Genomic DNA, 19,860 nt, shown 5'->3' on the forward strand with positions numbered 1-19,860 from the left:
TTCAAAGAACTTAGTGCCCGCCGCTTGTTGTCAGCGGGTGAGAATGAATATATCACGCACTACTTTTTCTGTCAACACTTTTTTGAATTTTTTTTTCACTTTTTTTTCTGTTTTTTTTCATCAATTTTTCACCGCTTATAAACCGTAGATTTGAGGGCAAAAAAAAATTATACTTTACCTATGGGAAATTTTATTGATAACAATACGCTTTTTATTTTGGATTCTTACGGACTGATTTACCGCGAGTATTTTGCTTTTATTTCCAGACCGCTCACAAACTCGCGCGGGGAAAATGTTTCAGCGGTTTTCGGATTTTTCAGGAATCTGCTCACTATATTGAAGAATTATTCACCAAAATACATGGTTGCCGCCATGGATTCAAAAACTGCGACTTTCAGACATGAAATGTACGCGGAATACAAGGCAACCCGGCCCAAAACTCCGGAAGACCTTCATGCTCAGATTCCATGGATTGAGGATATTCTGGAGACTCTGGGAATCCGTGTGATTCGCCGTGACGGATATGAAGCTGACGACGTTATTGCAACCCTGGCAAAAAAGGCGGAGGCGGCAGGTCGACACTGTGTGATTCTGAGCGCGGACAAAGACCTTCAGCAGCTTACAAATTCTTACATTCACTGCATGAAACCAGATAAGAGTCAGATTTGGGCTGAGCTTGACGAGGCAGGAGTCGAAAATGACTGGGGCGTTCCGGCTTCAAAACTGCTCGACTTGCTTTCATTAATGGGCGACACGGCTGACAATGTTCCGGGCGTTAAGGGCGTAGGTCAGAAAACCGCGGTCAAACTGCTTTCTGAATACGGAACCCTTGAAGGAATTTACGAGCACGCAGACCAAATCAAAGGTGCAATCGGTGAAAAAATCCGCGCCGACAAGGAAAACGCTTTCTTTTCAAAAAAACTGATTACCCTCTGCACTGAAGTACCTGATTTGTGCGACATGGATAACTGCTGTACCGCCCGGCTTGATTATGCGGCGGCGGCAGAAAAAATGGCAGCCCTTGAAATCCGGGCAATTGCAAGGGATTACAGGGCAGAAGCAGGGATTTCTGCGGTCAAATCTCAGGACGATTCCGATTTGGGAGGACTCTTTGCAAGCCCGGCAAAAAAATCAGAAGAAGGCGCAAAGGATACCGGCGAGGCCCAGTCTTTAGACTCTGCCCCGGCTGAAACTCTTCTTTCACCAAATTACGGAAATTACCGTGCAATTACAGACTCAGGCGAACTTTCTTCATATATTGATAAAATTCTTTCGCTTGAAAATCCGCTTTTTGCTTTTGACACGGAAACTGATTCCCTCGATACGAGCAGTGCAAATCTTCTCGGCTTCTCAATTTCTTACGAAAAAGGAAGCGGCGTTTATGTTCCTGTTTCAAACGGCGCAGCAGATTTGTTTTCAGAAGAAGTCGGTCTTGCCAAAAAAGAGGCCCTTCAGCAAATCAGAAGGCTTTTCTACGATCCAAAATGCACGATCGTCCTTCACAACGCAAAGTTCGATTTAAAAGTGCTTGAGTCCCAGGGCTTTTTACAGATTGATGACTGGATTGCCTGCCCGGACTGCAAAGAAAATGGCCGTAAGGTGGCAAGACTTGCTGACACGATGATTGCGGCCTGGCTTTTGGAAAGCGACAGAAGCGGCAAGGCGGCATACTCACTCGAATATCTTTCGGAAATTCACCTGCACCTAAAGGGAACCGAATTTGACGAGATTGTCCCAAAAGGAAAGACTTTCGCAGACGTTCCTCTTGAAACTGCGGCAAAATATTCCAGCGAGGACTCGGATTTTACCCTTCAGCTCTGGAATCTTTTTGAAAAGCGGCTTAAGGACGAAAACATGCACGGACTTTTCTTCGACATGGAAATGAAAGTCCTGCCGATTCTTGCCCTCATGGAAACAAACGGAATCCACATCGACTCAAACTATCTGAACGACTACAAGGTTGAGCTTAAAAATCAGATTGACTCCATCGAAAAGGAAATTTTTGCCCTCGCCGGCCATGAATTCAACATCGCTTCTCCAAAACAGCTGGGCACGGTTCTTTTTGAGGAAAAAAAGCTTCCGACCGGCAAAAAAACACGCACCGGCTACTCAACAGACACAAGCGTGCTTGAAGAACTTTCTGAGCTTGATCCGCTTCCGGCAAAAGTCCTTGAATACAGGGCAAAAGCAAAGCTGCTTTCAACTTATGTCGAGACACTTCCGGCTCAGGCTGATTCTGACGGCAGGCTCCACACAAGCTTCATGCAGACCGGAACTGCGACCGGCCGCCTCTCTTCAAAAGATCCTAATTTACAGAACATTCCGGTTCGCAGCGAGGAAGGCCGAAGAATCAGAACGGCTTTCACGGCAGAAAAGGGCAAGGTTTTAATTTCAGCCGACTATGCACAGATTGAGCTTGTCGTTCTGGCACATTTGAGCGGTGATAAAAATCTCTGCACGGCATTTGAAAACGAAGTTGACGTCCACAAGTCCACGGCCAGCCTGATTTACGGAGTCGATATGAAAGACGTAACTCCTGAAATGCGAAGAAACGCCAAAACCCTCAATTTCGGCCTCATGTACGGAATGGGCGCCTTCTCAATGGCAAAAGACCTGGGAATCAGCCGCGGTCAGGCAAAGGACTTTATCGATAATTATTTCGCGGTTTATTCAGGCGTAAAGGCATTCTTTGACGAAAACGTGCGCCAGGCAGAAGAAAACGGCTTCATCAAAACGATTTGCGGGCGAAAAAGAAAAATCATCGCAATCAACAGCAAAAACAAGATGGAAAAGGAAGCGGCCATCCGTGTCGCAAAAAACTCTCCGATTCAGGGAAGCGCGGCCGACATCGTTAAAAAAGCAATGGTGGATGTCTGCGAAGCCCTTAAATCCACAGAGAGCAAGGCAAAACTTCTGCTTCAGGTTCACGACGAGCTGATTTTTGAGTGCGACGACGATGAAAAATCAATTTCAGACGCAATCGCCCTCATCCGGGCAAAAATGGAAGGTGCGGTCAGGCTGAACGTGCCTCTCAGAGTCTCAATCGAATACGACAAGAACTGGGGAAAATTCCACTAATGGACAATAATGAATTAGAAATCAGGAATGAAGGGGGAAGTCTCCCCCTCGCTCCAACCGCTGACGCGTTTTCCGCTACCTCCTCTGCGGGAGACGACTCAGGCACAGCCTTCGCCGAGACTCGCTCAAAAACTGTCTCACAGGTTTTGACGGCTTCGCCGTCGCTCCCTACCCGCAAGGCCCCGCAGATTATCTGTCTTACCGGGCAGATGGCGGCTGGGAAAAATTTTATCTGCTCACAAATGGAAGCTAGTGGCTTTGTCTCGCTCGATCTGGATAAGACCGCCCACGAGGCAATCAACCTCTGCACGCCGGAAATTCTTCAGGCCTTTGGCGCTGAGGCTGAAAAACGCGGGATTTCACTCTTGAATGGCGACGGCTCCCTCAACAGGCGGGCTTTGGGTCAGATTGTCTTTCCAGACAAGGAATTGCTTTCTCGTCAGGAAAATATCGTCTACCCCAAAATCATTCAGATTACGACACAATATATAGAAGAAAATCGCGAAAAATCAGTCATTTTGAATGCGACAGTGCTTTTTAAAACGCCGGAACTTCTCTCAAAATGCGGAAAAATTCTTTTCATAAAGGCAAATTTCCTCAAGAGACTCTACCGCGCAAAAAAGCGAGACGGAATGCCACTCAGACATATCCTCGCCCGCTTTAAAAGTCAGAAAAATCTTTTCGATGAATATAAAAAGGCAGCGGACAAATTCAATATTCCAATTGAAATCATAAAGAACTAAACATTTTTTCTGAAAATCCGATATTGAATTCGTAGGAATAAAAAACTTACGCAAAGGGGATTTAATTATGGAACAGAAAAGAACTTTATGGATTGTCGCTGCGGCTGGTATCTTTTTGCTCGCAGTAGTTGGCGCAGCCTTGATTCTTTATTCGCCTTCATTGCATCAGCCAGCAGGCGTTCAGGCAGGCTTTGATCCGGCTTCAGGATGGATTAGTTCTACAAAACAGGGCGAAACTTCGGTTCCAGAAAACAGCCTTGCTTTCACGACAGAAACAAGCGGCTCTCAGGGCCAGTCTTCTGCCCTCACTCCTTCTCCATTCACAGCTTTTGACAGCGTAAACGACTCTAACAAAATCGCTCAGTCTGAAAATACGCTCCATGCTGACAAACTCACTGTAATTTCTGACAATGCAACAGTTTATTCAAACGAGACAACAACAATCGACTTGAACTCACTCAAAGCATCATCAGGAAACGGCATCGTTGCAAAGAATGAGATGACTGCAAATCAGATTAACACAAACCGCCAGGTTGAGAAAAAATCTTACGAAGAGCCAGCTCCTGTGGCTGAAAATTACTATGCTCCGGCTCCAAGCAGCAAAAAAACAGTTGCAAAGAAAGAAGCTCCAAAAGCAAAAGTTACTTCGACAAAAGCTGCCGTTGCAAAATCAGCAGAGACAAAAGCCAGTGCGGCTAAAAAAGTTGCGGCTGCTGCTAAAAAAACTCCGGATTCATTCTGGGTTCAGGCCGCTGCTTACACAAGCAAACGAAATGCCGATGAAGCAAGAACTACACTTGAGTCAAACAAGATTCCAAGCGAAGTCTTCACATTCACTGATTCAAACGGAAAAACTTTCTACCGTGTTCGCGTCGGACCTTATGTTACAAAAAGCGAGGCTGAATACTGGCAGACACGAATCGGCATGATTGACAAATTTGCCAGTGCAAAAAGCGTAATTGTAAACACATCGATTAACTAATTGATGTCTGATAAATCTGAATAAGACTGCTGTGTCTGGAAAAAAAGCCCGGGCACAGCAGTTTTTTTTTGTAATTTTCTGACTTTTTTGAATCTGCATTGCCGAAAATCGATTTTTAAATCCAATAAATATGTATGAAAAAAATATTGGAAAAATGCGGAGACTTTTCTCCCGGACGCAGATTGATTTTCTGCCTCTTGATGGCTTCGGCAAATTTTTCTTATGCCGGTGAATTCTTTAATTTCGCGGAATTTAAGGCGGCGGCCAATTTTACGATTCCGGGCGGGGATGAAAAAGAAAAGGCCCTTTCGGGTGCCAGCGGTCTAAGGCTTTCCTTCCGGGATGCGGATTTAAGGGGATTTGTCACCCTTCCCAAAAGTGACTTCTCTGAAATCCGCGAGAGCGAGGGATTTTTGGAAAAACTGGAGCTTCTCGATGAGCCCCGGCTGGGAGCGGAATTTTTTCTCTTCAAAAAGACTTTTCCGACGGCGGTAAAAATCGGGCACAATTCCTATTCAAAATCAGTTTCAAAGCTGAAAAACCCTTCGCCATCGCTTACGGCAAATCCTCTCGCAAAGTCATTTGCCTTTTCAACAGGACTCGGCTCAAGCCTTACAAATCTGACTTCAAGCAGGCAGCCCCTTTCCTGTTCAATTTCTACAGAAAGGGACTCAAATCTTTTTCCGCTTGCCTTGGGGCTGGAATCTTTTGTGACGGAAGACAAGGATGGAGTGGTCCTGCTTTCTGCCAAGCTTCCTCTGGGCCGGAGTATTTTCCTGCAGTCAGTAATTTCAGGCGGAAGGTACCGTTTTGAAGGGAAATCAAAAATTCTGGAAAAGAATAACGCCAGCTTTGAGGCAGACTATTTTTATTCAGGACTCGGAGAATTCTGCTTTCACTCCCCTCTTCTAAAAATCAATTTCTTTTCGGGCATTCAGGAAAATCCCTATGACGTAAATCCGGTTTGGTTCAGGATTGACGGCCGGACAAGCTACAGGAACCTGCTTTTGAATTTTTCATATTTTGCCATTCCGACCACGAAAGATTCTCCGAAAGCCGCTCCATTGATCGGGGCAGCAGGGCAAATCTGCAGGACGGTCGAGCAGGCCAGCATAAATCCGCAGATTTTATTCCTCTTTGATGACCAGAGGGCTTCTTCACTCAGACTGGGCTTTTCCGCGCTGGAAAACTGGAAGGTTACTGCCACGAATGTTCCGGTTCAGCTAAATACGGCGAAAATCAGGGCGGCAGTAAGCTATGAAAGCAGATTTTTTAACCTGTGCTTCGACTGGACCCACGCTAATATTCTTCTTGCAGGCCAGGCTCCGGTAAAATCAGCAAGACCGGAAGAATATCAGTCTTACGCACTTTCAGGCTCGCTTGCAGGAGAAAGAAAAATTTCCTTTTCGGGAAGCTACACAAGATATCCCCCGGCAGAAGGGAATTCAGCCCTAAAGGAAGCCTATTCTGCTGATGTGAAAATCGCGTCGGGGAAAGCAGGACTCACTTCCCAGGCTGGAATCGACCTGACCGTAAAGAATGGAGCCAGACAGTCCGGTCAGTTTTCGGCGGGACTGACTTATCTTTTCAGGAGGAAATATTTCCGTTCTTACCTGAAAGCGGGCCTTATCGTCCCTTTTTAAAGGAAATTGCCGCGGGGAGACTTCCATATTCAAAAGTATTGAACAAGGCTCGGATTTCTTATATAATTTTATAATTCTTCAATATTTGGAAATTTTTTTTTGAGAGGTAAACAATATGGCTTTTGATATTACTAAAGTACGTAATATCGGTATCAGTGCCCACATTGACTCTGGTAAGACTACCACATCAGAACGCATCTTGTTCTATTGTAACAAGATTCATGCGATTCACGAAGTTCGTGGTAAGGACGGTGTTGGTGCTGTAATGGACAACATGGAATTGGAGCGCGAGCGCGGTATCACAATTCAGTCAGCAGCTACACAGGTTCAGTGGAAGGACATCACTATCAACCTTATCGACACACCGGGACACGTAGACTTCACAGTCGAAGTAGAACGCTCACTCCGCGTTCTTGACGGTGCTATCATGATTCTTTGTGCTGTTGCAGGTGTTCAGTCTCAGTCTATCACTGTTGACCGCCAGCTCAAACGCTATCATGTACCTCGAATCGCATTCGTAAACAAATGTGACCGCCAGGGTGCAAACCCAATCCGCGTATGCCACCAGCTTCGTGACAAACTCGGCCTCAACTCTCACATGGTTGAGCTTCCAATCGGTCTTGAAGACAAACTCGAAGGCGTTGTTGACTTGGTTGGCATGAAGGCTATCTATTTCGACGGCGAGAACGGTGAAAACGTACGCGTTGCAGAAATCCCTGCAAACATGAAAGAAGATGCTGCAAAATATCGTGCAGAACTTTTGGACGCAGTTTCTAACTTCGATGACGAGCTCATGGAGCTTCTTCTTGAGGAAAAAGAGCCTACAGAAGAACAGGTTATCAAAGCTATCCGCGCTGGTACACTCTCAGAGCAGTTCGTCGGCGTATTCTGTGGTTCAGCTCACGTAAACAAGGGTATCCAGCCACTTCTCGACGGTGTTGAGCGCTACTTGCCAAACCCAACAGAAGTTCACAACTACGGTCTTGACCTCGACAAAAACGAAGAGCAGGTTGAGCTCTTCAACGTTCCGGACAAGCCATGTGTTGCACTTGCATTCAAACTTGATGACGGCCAGTTCGGTCAGCTCACATACATCCGTATCTACCAGGGCCGCTTGCCAAAAGGCTGCGAGCTTACAAACGTCCGCACAAAGAAGAGATTCAAGGTCGGTCGTCTTGTCCGCATGAACTCTGCTGCAATGGAAGATATTTCAGTCGGCGAACCAGGAGACATTTGTGCTCTCTTCGGTGTTGATTGTGCTTCTGGCGATACATTCTGTGGCGAAGGCATCAACGTTGCTATGACTTCTATGTTCGTTCCAACACCTGTTATCTCACAGGCTGTTAAACCAAAGGACAAGTCAATGGCAGCTAACTTTGCTAAAGCTCTTAACCGCTTCACAAAAGAAGACCCGACATTCCAGACAGAACTTGACCCAGAGTCTAACGAGACAATCATCAAAGGTATGGGTGAGCTTCACCTTGCCGTATACGTTGAACGCATGAAGCGAGAATACAAATGTGAAGTTGAAGTTACTCCACCAAAAGTAGCTTACCGCGAGTCTATCACAACACAGGCTTCATTCAACTACACACACAAAAAACAGACTGGTGGTTCTGGTCAGTACGGTCGTGTTGCCGGATTCATGGAGCCATTGGCTGACAAAGACTACGAGTTCGTAGACGCAATCAAGGGTGGTGCTATTCCTAACGAATACATTCCATCTTGTGACAAAGGTTTCAAACGTGCAATGGAAAAGGGTTCACTCATCGGTGCTCCTGTTGTTGGTATCAAATGTACAATCAACGATGGTCAGTATCACCCAGTTGACTCTTCAGACATCGCATTCCAGACTGCAGCTATCGGTGCATTCCGCGAAGCTTACGAGAAGGCTAAGCCAGTTATCCTCGAACCAATCATGAAGGTTTCTATCGAAGGACCTACAGAATTCCAGGGTAACATGTTCGGTCTTATCAACCAGCGCCGTGGTGTAATTCTTGAAACAACTGATGAGAACAACATGTCTGTAGTTAACGCTGAAGTTCCACTTTCTGAAATGTTCGGCTTCTCTACAATCCTCCGTTCTTCAACTCAGGGTAAAGCAGAGTTCACTATGGAATTCCTTAAATACGGACGAGTTCCGGGCAATGTTGCTGACGAACTCATCAAAAAGTATCAGGAAGAGCGCAAAGCAGCTCAGAAATAAGTCATAATCAAAGTTTCTTCATAACGAAACTTTGATTATTCCGACGAGTTTTCTTTCAGAAAACTCGCAGTCATAACAAAGCTACATCTTTAGTATGATATTAATAAGGAAACTGAGAAATCAGTTTCCTTTTTTTTTAAAGTCGTGTTATAATATTATTAAAGAGAGTTTAAAACCAAGGAGGCATGATAAAAACTAGTCCAACGTAATTTATCACGTCCAGTTTTTTGCCGTTGGCAGAAAATTTGAATCAGTTGCCTTCATGCAACATTTTCCAACACAGAATTATTTTAGGAGTTAATTATGGTTAAACAGGATCTTTACGACAAAAGCACAATTCGTCTTTTTGACGCAGCTACAGAGGGCGGCTTGAAGGCCGGAGAAATCGGTCTCGTAACATCAAAAAAGGGTTTAGGAAAGACTTCCGTACTCGTTCAGTTCGGTATGGACACACTTTTGCAGGATAAACAGCTTGTTCACGTAACATTTGACCTCCACTCTTCAAATGTCATCTCATGGTACGACGGTATCTTCACAGAACTTGCAAAAAAGAAGAATGTCGGAAACGCAGCAGAACTCAAGGAATCAATCGTTTCAAAACGAACAATCCTTAACTTCTCTCTCGACAACTTCTCTCTTTCAAAAGTTGTAAACACACTCAATGCTCTTAAAGCAGGCGGAATCGCAGTTGCAGGAGTTATCCTCGACGGCATCGACTTTGCAAAAGTTTCAGAAGATGACGTTAAGGCAGTAGCTGACTACGCAAAGAAAGAAAACGTAACAGTTTGGGGAGCTTCTACAGCAGACGGAAACAAGCTTGCTGACTCTGTTCCGGCAAACCTCGAAGGCTACTTCTCTGCAATCGTTCACTTGAACCAGAAGACAGATGCTGTCGCAGTTGACGTCCTCAAGATTCACGACAAAAAGAACGTTGAGTCAGGCCTCAAGCTCGACACAAAAACTTTGTTGATTACAAAGGCATAAACTCAGCATAACCCCAAAATCCCGCCCTTCATTTTGAGGTGCGGGATTTTTTTTGCCTTTTTTCTCTGATTGTACCAAGTCGCAATTTGTGGTAGACTTTTTACATAAAAGACTATCGGGTGGTTTCGACTTGCTCAGGCCGCCCCTGGAAATTGAGGAAATATAAATGAAATTGACTTGTGGTATCGTAGGACTTCCAAATGTCGGAAAGTCTACTATTTTTTCTGCTTTGACTAAATCTCCGGCTCCTGCTGAGAATTATCCATTCTGTACTATTGATCCCAATGTTGGTGTTGTTGAGCTTCCGGATGAACGCCTTGATTTTATGGCAAGCGTTTTCCAGCCAAAAAAGAAAATCGCCGCAACAGTTGATTTCGTTGATATTGCGGGCTTGATTAAAGGTGCTTCAAAAGGCGAAGGATTGGGAAACCAGTTCCTTGCAAACATCCGCGAAACTTCCGTAATCGCACATGTTGTCCGCTGTTTTGACAACCCTGACATCCAGCACGTCCGTGAAGACGCAAAGACAGACGCTTCAATCGACCCGGAAAGCGATATTCTTACTATTAACTACGAGCTTTGCCAGGCTGACATCGATACAATCACAAAGCGCGAAGATAAAGTTACCCGCCAGATTCGTGCAATGGGAAAGGCCGAAGAAAAGAAATTTGCAGGCTACCGAAGTGCCGTCGACAAGATTCTTCCGCTCCTTCAGGACGGAAAATGCGCCCGCCAGGCTGATTTGACAGAAGAAGAAATGGAAGGAATTTACGACCTTCATCTTCTTACAATCAAGCCACAGCTTTTCGTCTGCAACATCGATGAAGACACAATTGCTGAAGGTACAAACAAATATGTCGAGCAGGTCAAAAAAATCGCCGCTGAGGAAAAGAGCGAAGTCATCGTAATCTGCGGTAAATTCGAGGCAGACCTTGCCGACATCAAGGACGAAGCTGACCGAAAAGACTTCATGGAGAGCGTTGGCCTCAAGGAAAGCGGCCTCACAGTTCTGGCTCGTGCAGCTTACCATCTCATGGGCTTGCGCACCTTCTTCACAGGCGGACCGGATGAGTGCCGTGCATGGACAATCCATGAAGGCGACAAGGCACCACAGGCAGCCGGCGTAATCCACACCGATTTCGAAAAAGGATTCATCAAGGCCGAAGTTTATTCAGTTGAAGACCTGCGTCAGTATGGAAGCGAAGCTGAAATCAAGGCGCACGGAAAATACCGTCAGGAAGGCAAGGAATATGTCGTTCAGGACGGAGACTGTATATTCTTCAAGTTTAACGTTTAGAACATAAGCAATTGGTCACCAGGCAGATTCTGGTGACCGGACATGGATTTTTTATGCCAAAAAACACTTCAAAATCAAGCCGCGGCGCACTTTCGATGTTTCAGCTTGCCTTGCCGCTTGTGTTGGAGCAATTCTTCCGAATTCTTGTATCTTCTGCTGACACCATAATGCTCAGCTCTTATTCGGACAAGGCTGTTGCGGGCGTAGGCTTAATGGCTCAGTACGTCTTTTTTCTGAACCTTCTTTTCAGCATGATTGCCACAGGAACTTCAATTGTCCTGGCCCAGTATATCGGAGCAAAAAAATCAAAGGATGATTTAAATTCAATCGCCAGTGCCAGCACGGTAATGATTTTGCAGCTGGGCATTTTCATGACCTTTCTCGTCATCTTCGGACTTAAATTCCTTCTCGCCTGCTACACTCTCGAAGATTCGGTCAGAACTGCGGCTTACGAATATTTCATCATTTTTGGCGGAATCGGTGCCATTTTTAACGCACTGAACATCCTGCAGTCGGCGATTCTCCGCTGTTACGGCTACACAAAGCAGGCTCTTTACGTCACTTTGACTGCAAACGTCATCAATGTCGTGGGAAACGCCCTTTCCCTCTACGGATTTTTCGGACTTCCGATTCTGGGCGTAAAGGGTGTTGCAGGGGCCTCCCTGGTTGCGGCAATCGTCTCATGCATTCTTCTTGCGATAATCATCAGGCAGAAATCTGACATCTGCTACAATCTCAAGGGCTGGCAGAAGACTCCAAAGCACTTTTACAAGCTGATTCTCAAGGTCGGCGTTCCGACGGCAAGCGAAAGCCTTTCCTACAACGTATCACAAATCGCAATTATGGCAATGATTTCTACGCTTGGAACTGCTGCCATGAGTGCCCAGGTTTACACGCGAACAATCTGCCAGTACGTTTACATCGTTGCAATCGGAATGGGAGCAGCCTGCCAGATTAAGGCCGGCTACTACGTTGGTGCCCATCAGGCTGACATCGCTTACAAAAAGATGTTTTCCTACTCGCTTGTGGCAACATCCGTTTCAATCGGCATGATTTCGCTGATAAATATTTTCTCAAATCCGTTGATTTCAATTTTCACGACGGCGCCTGAGATTTCTTCGATAGTCACAACTTTACTGCGTCTTTCAATTCTCGTTGAATTCGGCCGTTCATTGAATTTGATTTGGATTGGCGGTCTCAAGGGGGCTGGCGACATACGATTCCCTGTTCTTTACGGAATGTGCTCCAACTGGGGAATCATGGTCTTTTTAAGCTGGCTTTTGGGCCTCAAACTGGGCTGGGGAGTTGCGGGCTGCTGGCTTGGAATCGGTCTTGACGAGACAACCCGCGGAATCGTAATGATTTTCAGATGGCTCAGCAAACGCTGGATGACAAAATCCCTGATAAGCTAGATTTCCAGAGTTCCGACGACAGTGCTGTCTTCTTCTCTAGGCGTATTCCGCTTTTTGAAGAGGGCAGTTTTTTTATTTTCATCATCTGAAGTTTTTTCTTCTTTTTCCTTCTTTGAACCTCGCTTGGCTTTTGGAGCTACCAGGAAGCCGAACATTGAGCCGCACAAGCCGCCTGCGATATGGGCAACAGTGGAAATATTTTCTGCTTTCGGGGCGTTAATCAATTCCCGGCCCAGATAAATTGCGACCACGAAAATAAAAGTCAGGGGAATCACGTTTTTGTCCAGAGTTGTGATTGAGGCAAGAATTATCAGCATGAAGACGACTCCGCTGGCACCAAGAAGGGGACGCGGAATAAGGCAGACGTTGATTACGCCTGTGACGAAAGCCGTTACGACGAACATGAGCAGAACCATTTTTGAGCCGTAGCGTTCTTCCATGAGGGGACCGAGCAGCAGGATAAAGGCAAAATTTCCGAGAAGATGGTTCCAGTCGGTATGACCGAAAATATGAAGGAAAAGCCTGAAATAATCGAGGACGCTTTTGTAATTGAAACCGGCATTTGAGCCTATTCGTGAAGGAGCAGTAAAAATAGCAGGAATCAGGTGCTTGCCAAGCAAAAAATCATTCATTAAAAGGATTACAACGCACAGAATTGCGAAGGTCAGAGTTACCGGGGCATTATAAGTGACACGAAACTTTTTTTTCATACTAGATTATCGGAATTAAAGGGAAGAAAGTAAAGCGGGGCGTTGCGGGGTGTCCCCGCAGAGTGGGGTGTGACACAACGAAGTGTGGCACAGGGGAGAGACTTCTCCCCTAATTTTTGCTATAATTATACCCATGATTAACTTAAAATGGATTGTCCTGGCTCTTGCGGTGGCTATGTACGCCCTTGTAATTGCAAAACAGGACAAAAAGGTAATTTTTACGAGCGTTACGGCGCTTCTGGTGATCGGGCTTGGAATTGCTTTCCCTGGTGCGATTTTTACGACTGGCAGCGGACGATTTTACGCGCTGACCCATGCTTTTTCGGCCCTGGTCAACTGGAACGTCCTGATGATTTATGTCGGCAGCATGACGATTGCGGCCCTCTTCCTCTATTCAAAGGTTCCGGCCAAAATCGCGGACTGGATTGTAAAGGTAAGCCCTTCCACAGGCCTTGCGATTGTCCTGATTCTTGCCATGACCGGCATCATTTCGATTTTCGTCGAGAATGTCGCGACAGTGCTTGTAATGGCTCCGATTGCGCTTTCGCTCTGCAAAAAACTCAAGATGAATCCGACCATGTTCATGGTTGGTCTTGCCGTAATGTCAAATCTTGAGGGAACCGCAACCCTCGTCGGTGATCCGCCAAGCATGATTTTTGCAAGCTATGCCGGCTACACTTTCAATGACTTCTTCGTCCACTCGGGCCGCCTCTCGATTTTCTTCGTCGTGCAGACAGGCTTGCTGGCCGGCTGTCTTTTCTTTTACGCAGTCTTTGCCCGCCTCAAGGAAAAAACTGAGGTTGATGGTGAGCCTATAATTTCTGTAGTTCCGGCAATTCTTTTGCTCAGCCTGATTTTCGGTCTGGCGGCAATTTCCTTTATTCCGAATGAAATTCCCTTCCTTTCAGGCGGATTCGTCATGGTCTTGGGCGCTCTGGGTGTTCTATGGTATATTTTTTCTCAGAAAAAGAGCGGAAGCGAAACATGGGAGCTTATCAAGAGCCTTGACTGGGAGACAATCGCATTTTTGATTGGAATTTTCGTCGTGGTCGGAGCAATCAGCGAGACAGGCTTGCTCAAAGACTTTGCGGATTTCCTTGCCCGAATCACAGGCGGAAGCAAATTCGCGGGCTTCATTTTGATTCTTGCGGTTTCAATTTTCATTTCCGGCTTTGTGGACAACGTTCCTTACATCATCGTAATGCTCCCGGTTGCAGGAAACATGGCTGAATCAATGGGAATCAACCGAGAGCTCTTCCTTTTTGCCCTTTTAATCGGCTCTTGCCTGGGCGGAAACCTCACTCCTTTTGGTGCCAGCGCAAATGTCGTTGCAATGGGTATCGTAAAAAAAGAAGGCCACCCGATGAGCTTTGCAAAATGGCTCAAACTGGGCGGCACTTTCACGCTGATTACAACCGCAGCGGCCGCAATTGTCCTCTGGATTTTGTGGGCATAAAAAAGCCCTGCATGGATGCAGGGAAACAGCAAAGAGAGAAAATTCAAACGGCAAAGACAACGATTTTTGCCGTGTTTGCCTTTAGGTGAACAGAATTTTCTCATGAGAAACAAAAATACACGGAAGTATTTTTGTTTCTATGCATCCAGACTGAAAACGGCTCCGGTCTGTGGAGCAACACCTGCAAGGCCGTAGCCGGTTGCCTGCGCAACCTGAATATTTGTTTGAATTTTTGACTGAGTGCTCTGAATCAGTGCGTCGAGCTGCGAATCATCCATATTTTCTGGAGCAACATTTATTTTCGGCTGATTCTTCATGGAAATAAGCTGATTCAAAAGTGAATTAAGAATCTGAATCTTTGAGATTGAAACGCCCTGCTGGTTAGGCTTTGCGGCAACTCCAGTAACATGATCAAAGTGAGCGTAAATAACATTCTGCTGGGCAACAGGAACATAGAGTTTTCCCTGTCCGCCAGTTGAAACAACTCCAGAGTAATTAAAATTGCTTGCGTTCAATGAAATTCCGTTTACCATAATCTCACCTCACACTCCCACCAAACTTTTTTTATCTACTTACATTATCGGAATATGAGAAAAAGAGATTAGAAAAAAAACGCTAGTTGAACTGGTTTCTCCAGGCGGCAATTCGTTCGTCGATGGATTTGATTGCCCTTGTGTTGTCAGTGCTGGTGGCTTCGGAAAGATAAGGAATAATGACCCTCTCTTTAAGGCTTTCCCAGCGCGACGGCAGAGGAAGGGGTGCTACAAGAGAAGACTCTTCCGGCATTTTTCCAAGAAGGATTTTGTATGAGGAAGGGAAAACTCGCTCATTCACGCTTTTAACAGAAGAAAAACCACTGCAAATTCCGAAAGTCTGTGTGTCGAGGTTCATCCGCATGGCGCGGTCAATCAGATTCTTTTGGGTGGCTTCCGAGAAAAACCAGGTGACAAAATCACAGGCTGCCCTTGAATTTCTGGACTTGCGGTAAAGGCCCAGGGAAGTCATATCATCGTTCACAAAGATTTTGCCGTCTTTTCCCAGCCAGTGGAAGGCTATGTTTTCAGTCTGCTCGCCTGGAATATTGAAAAAATCATCGCTTTTAATGTAAGCGAACAAACAGCGGTCTGAATTTACGAGCTTATGGGCAGGAGCATAAAGATATTTGAAAGAAAAGTCCTGCTCGGCAGCAGTTCCGCCGTTTTTATTCCGAGACCAGTTTTTGATGTAAGCAATCGTTGAATTGAGGGAGTCGGTGTTCCAAGAAAAGATATTTCCCTTTTCGGTGAATTCGATTCCGTTCATTTTGGCGACATGGAAAAGGAAATTGGCGTTCCAGGAAGGAGCGTAGCCCATCTTTACGAATACTTCGTGCTCTGACTTTTGGTTGAAAAGGGCCGCTGAGTCACGGATTGTATCGGAATCAATCAGCATGTTCTCGGCAATCAAATCATGGTTTTTCTGAGCAAAAATCATCGTAGGAATGTTAAAACTAACAGGAATCAAATATTGAGTGCCGCCAACTTTGCCGTATTCAAGAAGCGGCGCATAAATCGAAGAAGGATTTATCTTGCTGCGGCCGAAAACACGTTCAAGGGAAGAAAAATTCTTTTTGATACGAGAGTTACGCAAAAACGAGCCAATTACGATGTCTGGATTCTGCTCGTCCTTTGCGGGAGGCAGAGCTGACGCAAGCTTTTCTTTGTAAACGACAACAGCCTTAGCCTTTGTCTGCGCTACGTTAAAAAATTCTACATAAGAAACGATTTCCGGCCGGTCGGTCCAGATTACGACTGGGGAAGAAGAGCCACAAGAGAGAAAGTTGAAAAGTGAAAGTGGAAAGATGAAAATTCCAACAAAAAGACGAAAAAACTTTTTCAATTTGAACATGTCCTTTTAGCTGGAGATTATAACATAAAAAATCAGTGTATCAAAGAGGGTTTTAAGAAAGAAAGTTGAGGCTTGCATTTACAGGACAATGCAAGCCCCGGTATTTATTTATTTTTTCATTTCTTCTGCTGCAGCATAGATTGCTGAGTAAACTTCGTCGATTTTTGACTCGTCTACTGAGCTGAATGCCACGCGGAGTGTACTTGCGTCGATTGAGATTGTGCCGATCTGCTTTTCGTGAAGGATTTTAAGGCGCAATTCTTCGGCATTGCATTTTGTGTGGAAGCTCATGAAGTAGCCAGAGTTGAAAGGAAGTGCCTCAAGAACGCTTGACTTGTGTGAGTCAACGAATGCGCGGACTTTTTTGTAGCGGGCGCAGAGCATGTCCCTGAAAATCTTCTTTTCTTCTTCGATTTTTGGCTCAGAGAAGGCATGAAGTGAAATCGACTGGCTTGGGCTTGAAGAACAGCTTACTGATGAGCGGATAAGGCCCATGAGCTTTTTCTCCAAAGCAAGGTACTGCTCGTCTGTGAGGCCCTTGCCTGCGAATGTGAGGAAGCCGCATCGGAATCCCCATACGAAATCTTCTTTTGTAGGACCGTCAACCTTTACGGCGAGGACATTTTCGTGAAGGCATGCGAATTCTGCGAAAAGTGACTGAGGGTAAATGTCTTCCTCATAGTTGAGTCCGAAATATGCGTCGTCATCCCAAACGATGATTTTTGTGCCCTTTTCAGCAAGTTCTTTTACGACCTGAACAATCTCTTTTGCCTCGGCGTTCGTTGGTGAGTAGCCGCTTGGATTCTGAGGGAAGTTGAGGAGGACTCGGACTGAGCCTGATTTTGCCTCTTCTTCCATGGCTTTTTTGAATGAATCGATGTCGAATCCACCGTTAGCGAACATGTTGAATGTGTGAAGCTCTGCTCCACGGCGAGTCTCTACAACGAGAGCGTAATTGTCCCATGAAGGATTTGCGGCCAGAAGCGGATGATTTGAATCCACGAAAAGGTCAGAAAGATATGAAATACCGGCTGTGAGGCCAGGAACTACGACAGGATTTGAAGTAGCCTTGCCAGCCAGGCCCGGATTCTTTTTGAGCATGAGTTCTTTCCATTTTTTGCGCAAGTCAGGGTTGCCGGCTGTAGGTGTGTAAGAAACCAGCTCAGCATTTGTAAGCTCAGGCGCGAATTTTTTGACAGACGGAAGAGCGGCAGGTTTGCCCTCAATCATCGTGGTACCAATAGTTGCGTTCGCGACTTTGCCAAACTGTCGGGCTTCTGCGCCCTGAGAAATAATGCCCCGTGGGAAGAAGATTCGGCTTCCCAAATCCGACAAAAGCTCCCCTGCAACTGTGCCACGGAGAGTGTCATTCAATTCTTGTGCCAATGGATTTAACATGATGAAAATATTTTATTGATTGAAATATTTAGTGTCAATTAAAAATTGTATATTTATGCATAAAAACGCAATTTTTGTGAATATTTTGCATAATTTTCGAATATTTATTTCCATACTACAATAATTCCCGGAGATTTGATATACTTATTTTTATGGACGAAAAATTTACTGAATACAAGAATCTTGTGGCGCAGATTAAAACTGAGGCCGCAAAACGAATTGTCGGTCAGGAGCAGGTCATCGACGGCATCCTCACGGCCCTTGTTTGCGGCGGACATATCCTGCTTGAAGGCGTACCGGGGCTGGCTAAAACCCTGGCGGTCAAAACATTCGCCGAGCTTTCAGGTCTTGATTTTAAGCGCATTCAGTTTACTCCTGATTTACTCCCTGCTGACGTAAGCGGAACTTTGATTTACGAGCAGACTTCCGGCAGATTCACAGTGAGAAAGGGGCCTGTTTTCACCAACGTCGTTCTTGCGGACGAAATCAACCGTTCTCCGGCAAAAGTTCAGTCGGCCCTTCTTGAGGCAATGGCTGAGCGCCAGGTCACGATTGGCGAAGAAAGTCACGCCCTGCCCTCACCATTTATCGTTCTTGCCACGCAAAACCCTATCGAACAGGAAGGAACTTACAATCTTCCTGAAGCCGAGCTGGACCGCTTTCTGCTCAAAGTTCTCGTTCCATATCCAACTCCAGCCGAAGAAGTCGCAATCGTAAAGACAGCCGGCAAGGCAAGCCAGGTTCAGGTCTCAAAAATCCTTTCAGCAGAAAAATTGAAGGAAATGCAGGCCCTTCTGGACAAAGTCAACTGTGACGAAAAACTGATTGAATACATCGTTTCGATTGTAGCGGCCACCCGTCCTGTTTCAGAAAAAAAGACTGTGTCAAAAATCGCCGTCCGAACAATGCCAAAAAAGGACGACATTTCAAAATACATTTCATTTGGTGCTTCACCTCGTGCCGGAATCGCGCTTCTTCAGTGTGCCAAAGCCCGTGCCCTTTTCTCTGGCCGGGATTTTGTTCTTCCGGACGACATCAAGGAAGCTTCACCGGCAGTCCTCCGCCACAGAATCGTTCTTTCCTACGAGGCGGCAGCAGACGGCGTTTCAAGCGATGATTTGATTCAGAAGATTTTGGATTTAATGCCTCTGCCGTAATCCTTGGTTTATTTTTATGCCGATGAACGCCACCCGACTCGCAAAAAAAGCTTCTCAACTTCGACTCAGCGCAATCAGCCTTGCCGAAAACATGCAGAACGGCAGCTTCAAGTCTCTTTACCGGGGTCAGGGAATCGAATTCAGTGATGTTCGGGAATATCTTCACGGAGACAACGTGCGAGCCATCGACTGGAACGTTACGGCCCGCATGGGAAGGGCTTTCATCAAGCAGTACGAAGAGGACAAGGAACTTTCAGTCTTTTTGATTCTGGACTGCTCCCGCTCAATGGAAGTGGGACTGGCTTCTTCAAGGCTTTCCCAAGCCCAGGAAGCGGCGGCCCTGCTTCTTCTTGCTTCAGAGCATATTTCCGGTGCAATCGGGGCTGTTTTTTTTGACGGAAAGATTCTCTTTTCATGCGAGCCAAAAGCAGGTCATGAAAATTCCATGATGATTCTTTCAAAGCTGGACAAGCTTGATTCCATTTCTGATGAAGAAAAAACTGACGGTTCGGTTCTGCCAAACGCAATAATGGGTGCGGCAAAACTCCTTAAAAAACGATCTCTGGTCTTCATTCTTTCGGATTTCCGCAGCGCAAAGTGGGAAAAGCCCTTCGCCCAGCTCGCTCAAAAAAATGACGTCGTTGCCGTAAAAATAACTTCACCGGCGGATTCTGAGCTTCCTGACATGGGCACGGTTCCATTTTTTGACCCGGAAACAAATAAAAAGGGCCTTTTCCCAACCCTGTCAAAAAAGTTCAAGCATGAATGGCGGGAAGCAAACCGCCAGCGAACCGATTTATGGAAGGAATTTTGCCTCAAGCACGGTGCAAGCCCCCTTCTCCTTTCAACCGAGGATGATGCGGCTTTGGTTTTATCAAGATTTTTCAAGCAGAAGGCAAGGTCATAA

At 45.8% G+C, this 19,860-nt stretch carries 15 protein-coding genes; 11 read left to right on the forward strand and 4 right to left on the reverse strand.

Annotated features, from left to right (window positions below):
• The first annotated feature begins 180 nt into the window (after window positions 1-180).
• The 8 genes from polA to HNP76_RS12930 all read left to right on the forward strand — a co-directional run bounded on the left by polA (window position 181) and on the right by HNP76_RS12930 (window position 12,345).
• Window positions 181-3,078, forward strand: a complete 2,898-nt coding sequence (polA, locus tag HNP76_RS12895; protein WP_184661203.1) for a DNA polymerase I — start codon at window positions 181-183, stop codon at window positions 3,076-3,078.
• Entirely contained in the window at window positions 3,078-3,821 is a 744-nt protein-coding gene (gene coaE / locus HNP76_RS12900) for a dephospho-CoA kinase (RefSeq protein ID WP_184661205.1), read from the forward strand. The genes polA and coaE overlap by 1 nt, the downstream gene beginning before the upstream one ends.
• Window positions 3,822-3,888: 67 nt before the next feature.
• Entirely contained in the window at window positions 3,889-4,803 is a 915-nt protein-coding gene (locus HNP76_RS12905; protein ID WP_184661206.1) for an SPOR domain-containing protein, read from the forward strand.
• A gap of 134 nt (window positions 4,804-4,937) precedes the next feature.
• Window positions 4,938-6,446, forward strand: coding sequence for a hypothetical protein (locus tag HNP76_RS12910; RefSeq protein WP_184661208.1), 1,509 nt, complete (start codon window positions 4,938-4,940; stop codon window positions 6,444-6,446).
• A 115-nt stretch (window positions 6,447-6,561) separates the two neighbouring features.
• The gene (gene fusA, locus HNP76_RS12915) at window positions 6,562-8,652 is read left to right on the forward strand and encodes an elongation factor G (RefSeq protein WP_184661210.1); all 2,091 of its coding nucleotides are present in this window, start codon (window positions 6,562-6,564) and stop codon (window positions 8,650-8,652) included.
• Window positions 8,653-8,955: 303 nt separating this feature from the next.
• Window positions 8,956-9,636, forward strand: coding sequence for an ATPase domain-containing protein (locus tag HNP76_RS12920; RefSeq protein WP_184661212.1), 681 nt, complete (start codon window positions 8,956-8,958; stop codon window positions 9,634-9,636).
• Window positions 9,637-9,802: 166 nt separating this feature from the next.
• Window positions 9,803-10,933: a redox-regulated ATPase YchF gene (gene ychF, locus HNP76_RS12925; protein WP_184661214.1), complete on the forward strand. Its 1,131-nt coding sequence runs from the start codon at window positions 9,803-9,805 to the stop codon at window positions 10,931-10,933.
• Between the two features lie 53 nt (window positions 10,934-10,986).
• Window positions 10,987-12,345: an MATE family efflux transporter gene (locus tag HNP76_RS12930; protein ID WP_184661216.1), complete on the forward strand. Its 1,359-nt coding sequence runs from the start codon at window positions 10,987-10,989 to the stop codon at window positions 12,343-12,345.
• On the opposite strand, the gene HNP76_RS12935 is transcribed toward HNP76_RS12930, so the two are convergent.
• Complete coding sequence (locus tag HNP76_RS12935; protein ID WP_184661218.1) at window positions 12,342-13,055, reverse strand: rhomboid family intramembrane serine protease; 714 nt, start codon at window positions 13,053-13,055, stop codon at window positions 12,342-12,344. The genes HNP76_RS12930 and HNP76_RS12935 overlap by 4 nt on opposite strands.
• Before the next feature lie 133 nt (window positions 13,056-13,188).
• On the opposite strand from HNP76_RS12935, the gene HNP76_RS12940 reads away from it, so the two are divergent.
• Window positions 13,189-14,511, forward strand: a complete 1,323-nt coding sequence (locus HNP76_RS12940; RefSeq protein WP_221301086.1) for an ArsB/NhaD family transporter — start codon at window positions 13,189-13,191, stop codon at window positions 14,509-14,511.
• Window positions 14,512-14,648: 137 nt separating this feature from the next.
• Here HNP76_RS12940 and HNP76_RS12945 read toward each other — a convergent pair whose 3' ends face one another.
• From HNP76_RS12945 to HNP76_RS12955, 3 genes are all read right to left on the reverse strand, one after another.
• Window positions 14,649-15,044 carry a hypothetical protein gene (locus HNP76_RS12945; protein WP_184661220.1) on the reverse strand — a complete coding sequence of 132 codons (396 nt, stop codon included), beginning with the start codon at window positions 15,042-15,044 and terminating at the stop codon, window positions 14,649-14,651.
• Window positions 15,045-15,126: 82 nt separating this feature from the next.
• On the reverse strand, window positions 15,127-16,389 hold the full coding sequence (locus HNP76_RS12950) for a hypothetical protein (protein WP_184661222.1): 1,263 nt from the start codon (window positions 16,387-16,389) through the stop codon (window positions 15,127-15,129).
• 117 nt (window positions 16,390-16,506) lie between these two features.
• Window positions 16,507-17,796 (reverse strand): aminotransferase class I/II-fold pyridoxal phosphate-dependent enzyme, encoded by a 1,290-nt coding sequence (locus tag HNP76_RS12955; RefSeq protein WP_184661224.1) that lies wholly within the window; start codon window positions 17,794-17,796, stop codon window positions 16,507-16,509.
• Between the two features lie 152 nt (window positions 17,797-17,948).
• Between HNP76_RS12955 and HNP76_RS12960 the strand changes: the two genes are divergently transcribed.
• Window positions 17,949-18,953, forward strand: coding sequence for an AAA family ATPase (locus HNP76_RS12960; RefSeq protein ID WP_184661226.1), 1,005 nt, complete (start codon window positions 17,949-17,951; stop codon window positions 18,951-18,953).
• Window positions 18,954-18,975: 22 nt separating this feature from the next.
• Window positions 18,976-19,860, forward strand: a complete 885-nt coding sequence (locus HNP76_RS12965) for a DUF58 domain-containing protein (RefSeq protein WP_246462705.1) — start codon at window positions 18,976-18,978, stop codon at window positions 19,858-19,860.

The sequence above is a fragment of the Treponema ruminis genome (genome assembly GCF_014201975.1).
Classification (GTDB): Bacteria; Spirochaetota; Spirochaetia; order Treponematales; family Treponemataceae; genus Treponema_D; species Treponema_D ruminis.

Coding starts and splice junctions, on each gene's coding strand:
- ychF (WP_184661214.1), top strand. CDS start 9,803: ATGAAATTGACTTGTGGTATCGTAGGACTTCCAAATGTCGGAAAGTCT.
- coaE (WP_184661205.1), top strand. CDS start 3,078: ATGGACAATAATGAATTAGAAATCAGGAATGAAGGGGGAAGTCTCCCC.
- polA (WP_184661203.1), top strand. CDS start 181: ATGGGAAATTTTATTGATAACAATACGCTTTTTATTTTGGATTCTTAC.
- HNP76_RS12960 (WP_184661226.1), top strand. CDS start 17,949: ATGGACGAAAAATTTACTGAATACAAGAATCTTGTGGCGCAGATTAAA.
- HNP76_RS12945 (WP_184661220.1), bottom strand. CDS start 15,044: ATGGTAAACGGAATTTCATTGAACGCAAGCAATTTTAATTACTCTGGA.
- fusA (WP_184661210.1), top strand. CDS start 6,562: ATGGCTTTTGATATTACTAAAGTACGTAATATCGGTATCAGTGCCCAC.
- HNP76_RS12910 (WP_184661208.1), top strand. CDS start 4,938: ATGAAAAAAATATTGGAAAAATGCGGAGACTTTTCTCCCGGACGCAGA.
- HNP76_RS12955 (WP_184661224.1), bottom strand. CDS start 17,796: ATGTTAAATCCATTGGCACAAGAATTGAATGACACTCTCCGTGGCACA.
- HNP76_RS12930 (WP_184661216.1), top strand. CDS start 10,987: ATGCCAAAAAACACTTCAAAATCAAGCCGCGGCGCACTTTCGATGTTT.
- HNP76_RS12940 (WP_221301086.1), top strand. CDS start 13,189: ATGATTAACTTAAAATGGATTGTCCTGGCTCTTGCGGTGGCTATGTAC.
- HNP76_RS12920 (WP_184661212.1), top strand. CDS start 8,956: ATGGTTAAACAGGATCTTTACGACAAAAGCACAATTCGTCTTTTTGAC.
- HNP76_RS12935 (WP_184661218.1), bottom strand. CDS start 13,055: ATGAAAAAAAAGTTTCGTGTCACTTATAATGCCCCGGTAACTCTGACC.
- HNP76_RS12965 (WP_246462705.1), top strand. CDS start 18,976: ATGAACGCCACCCGACTCGCAAAAAAAGCTTCTCAACTTCGACTCAGC.
- HNP76_RS12905 (WP_184661206.1), top strand. CDS start 3,889: ATGGAACAGAAAAGAACTTTATGGATTGTCGCTGCGGCTGGTATCTTT.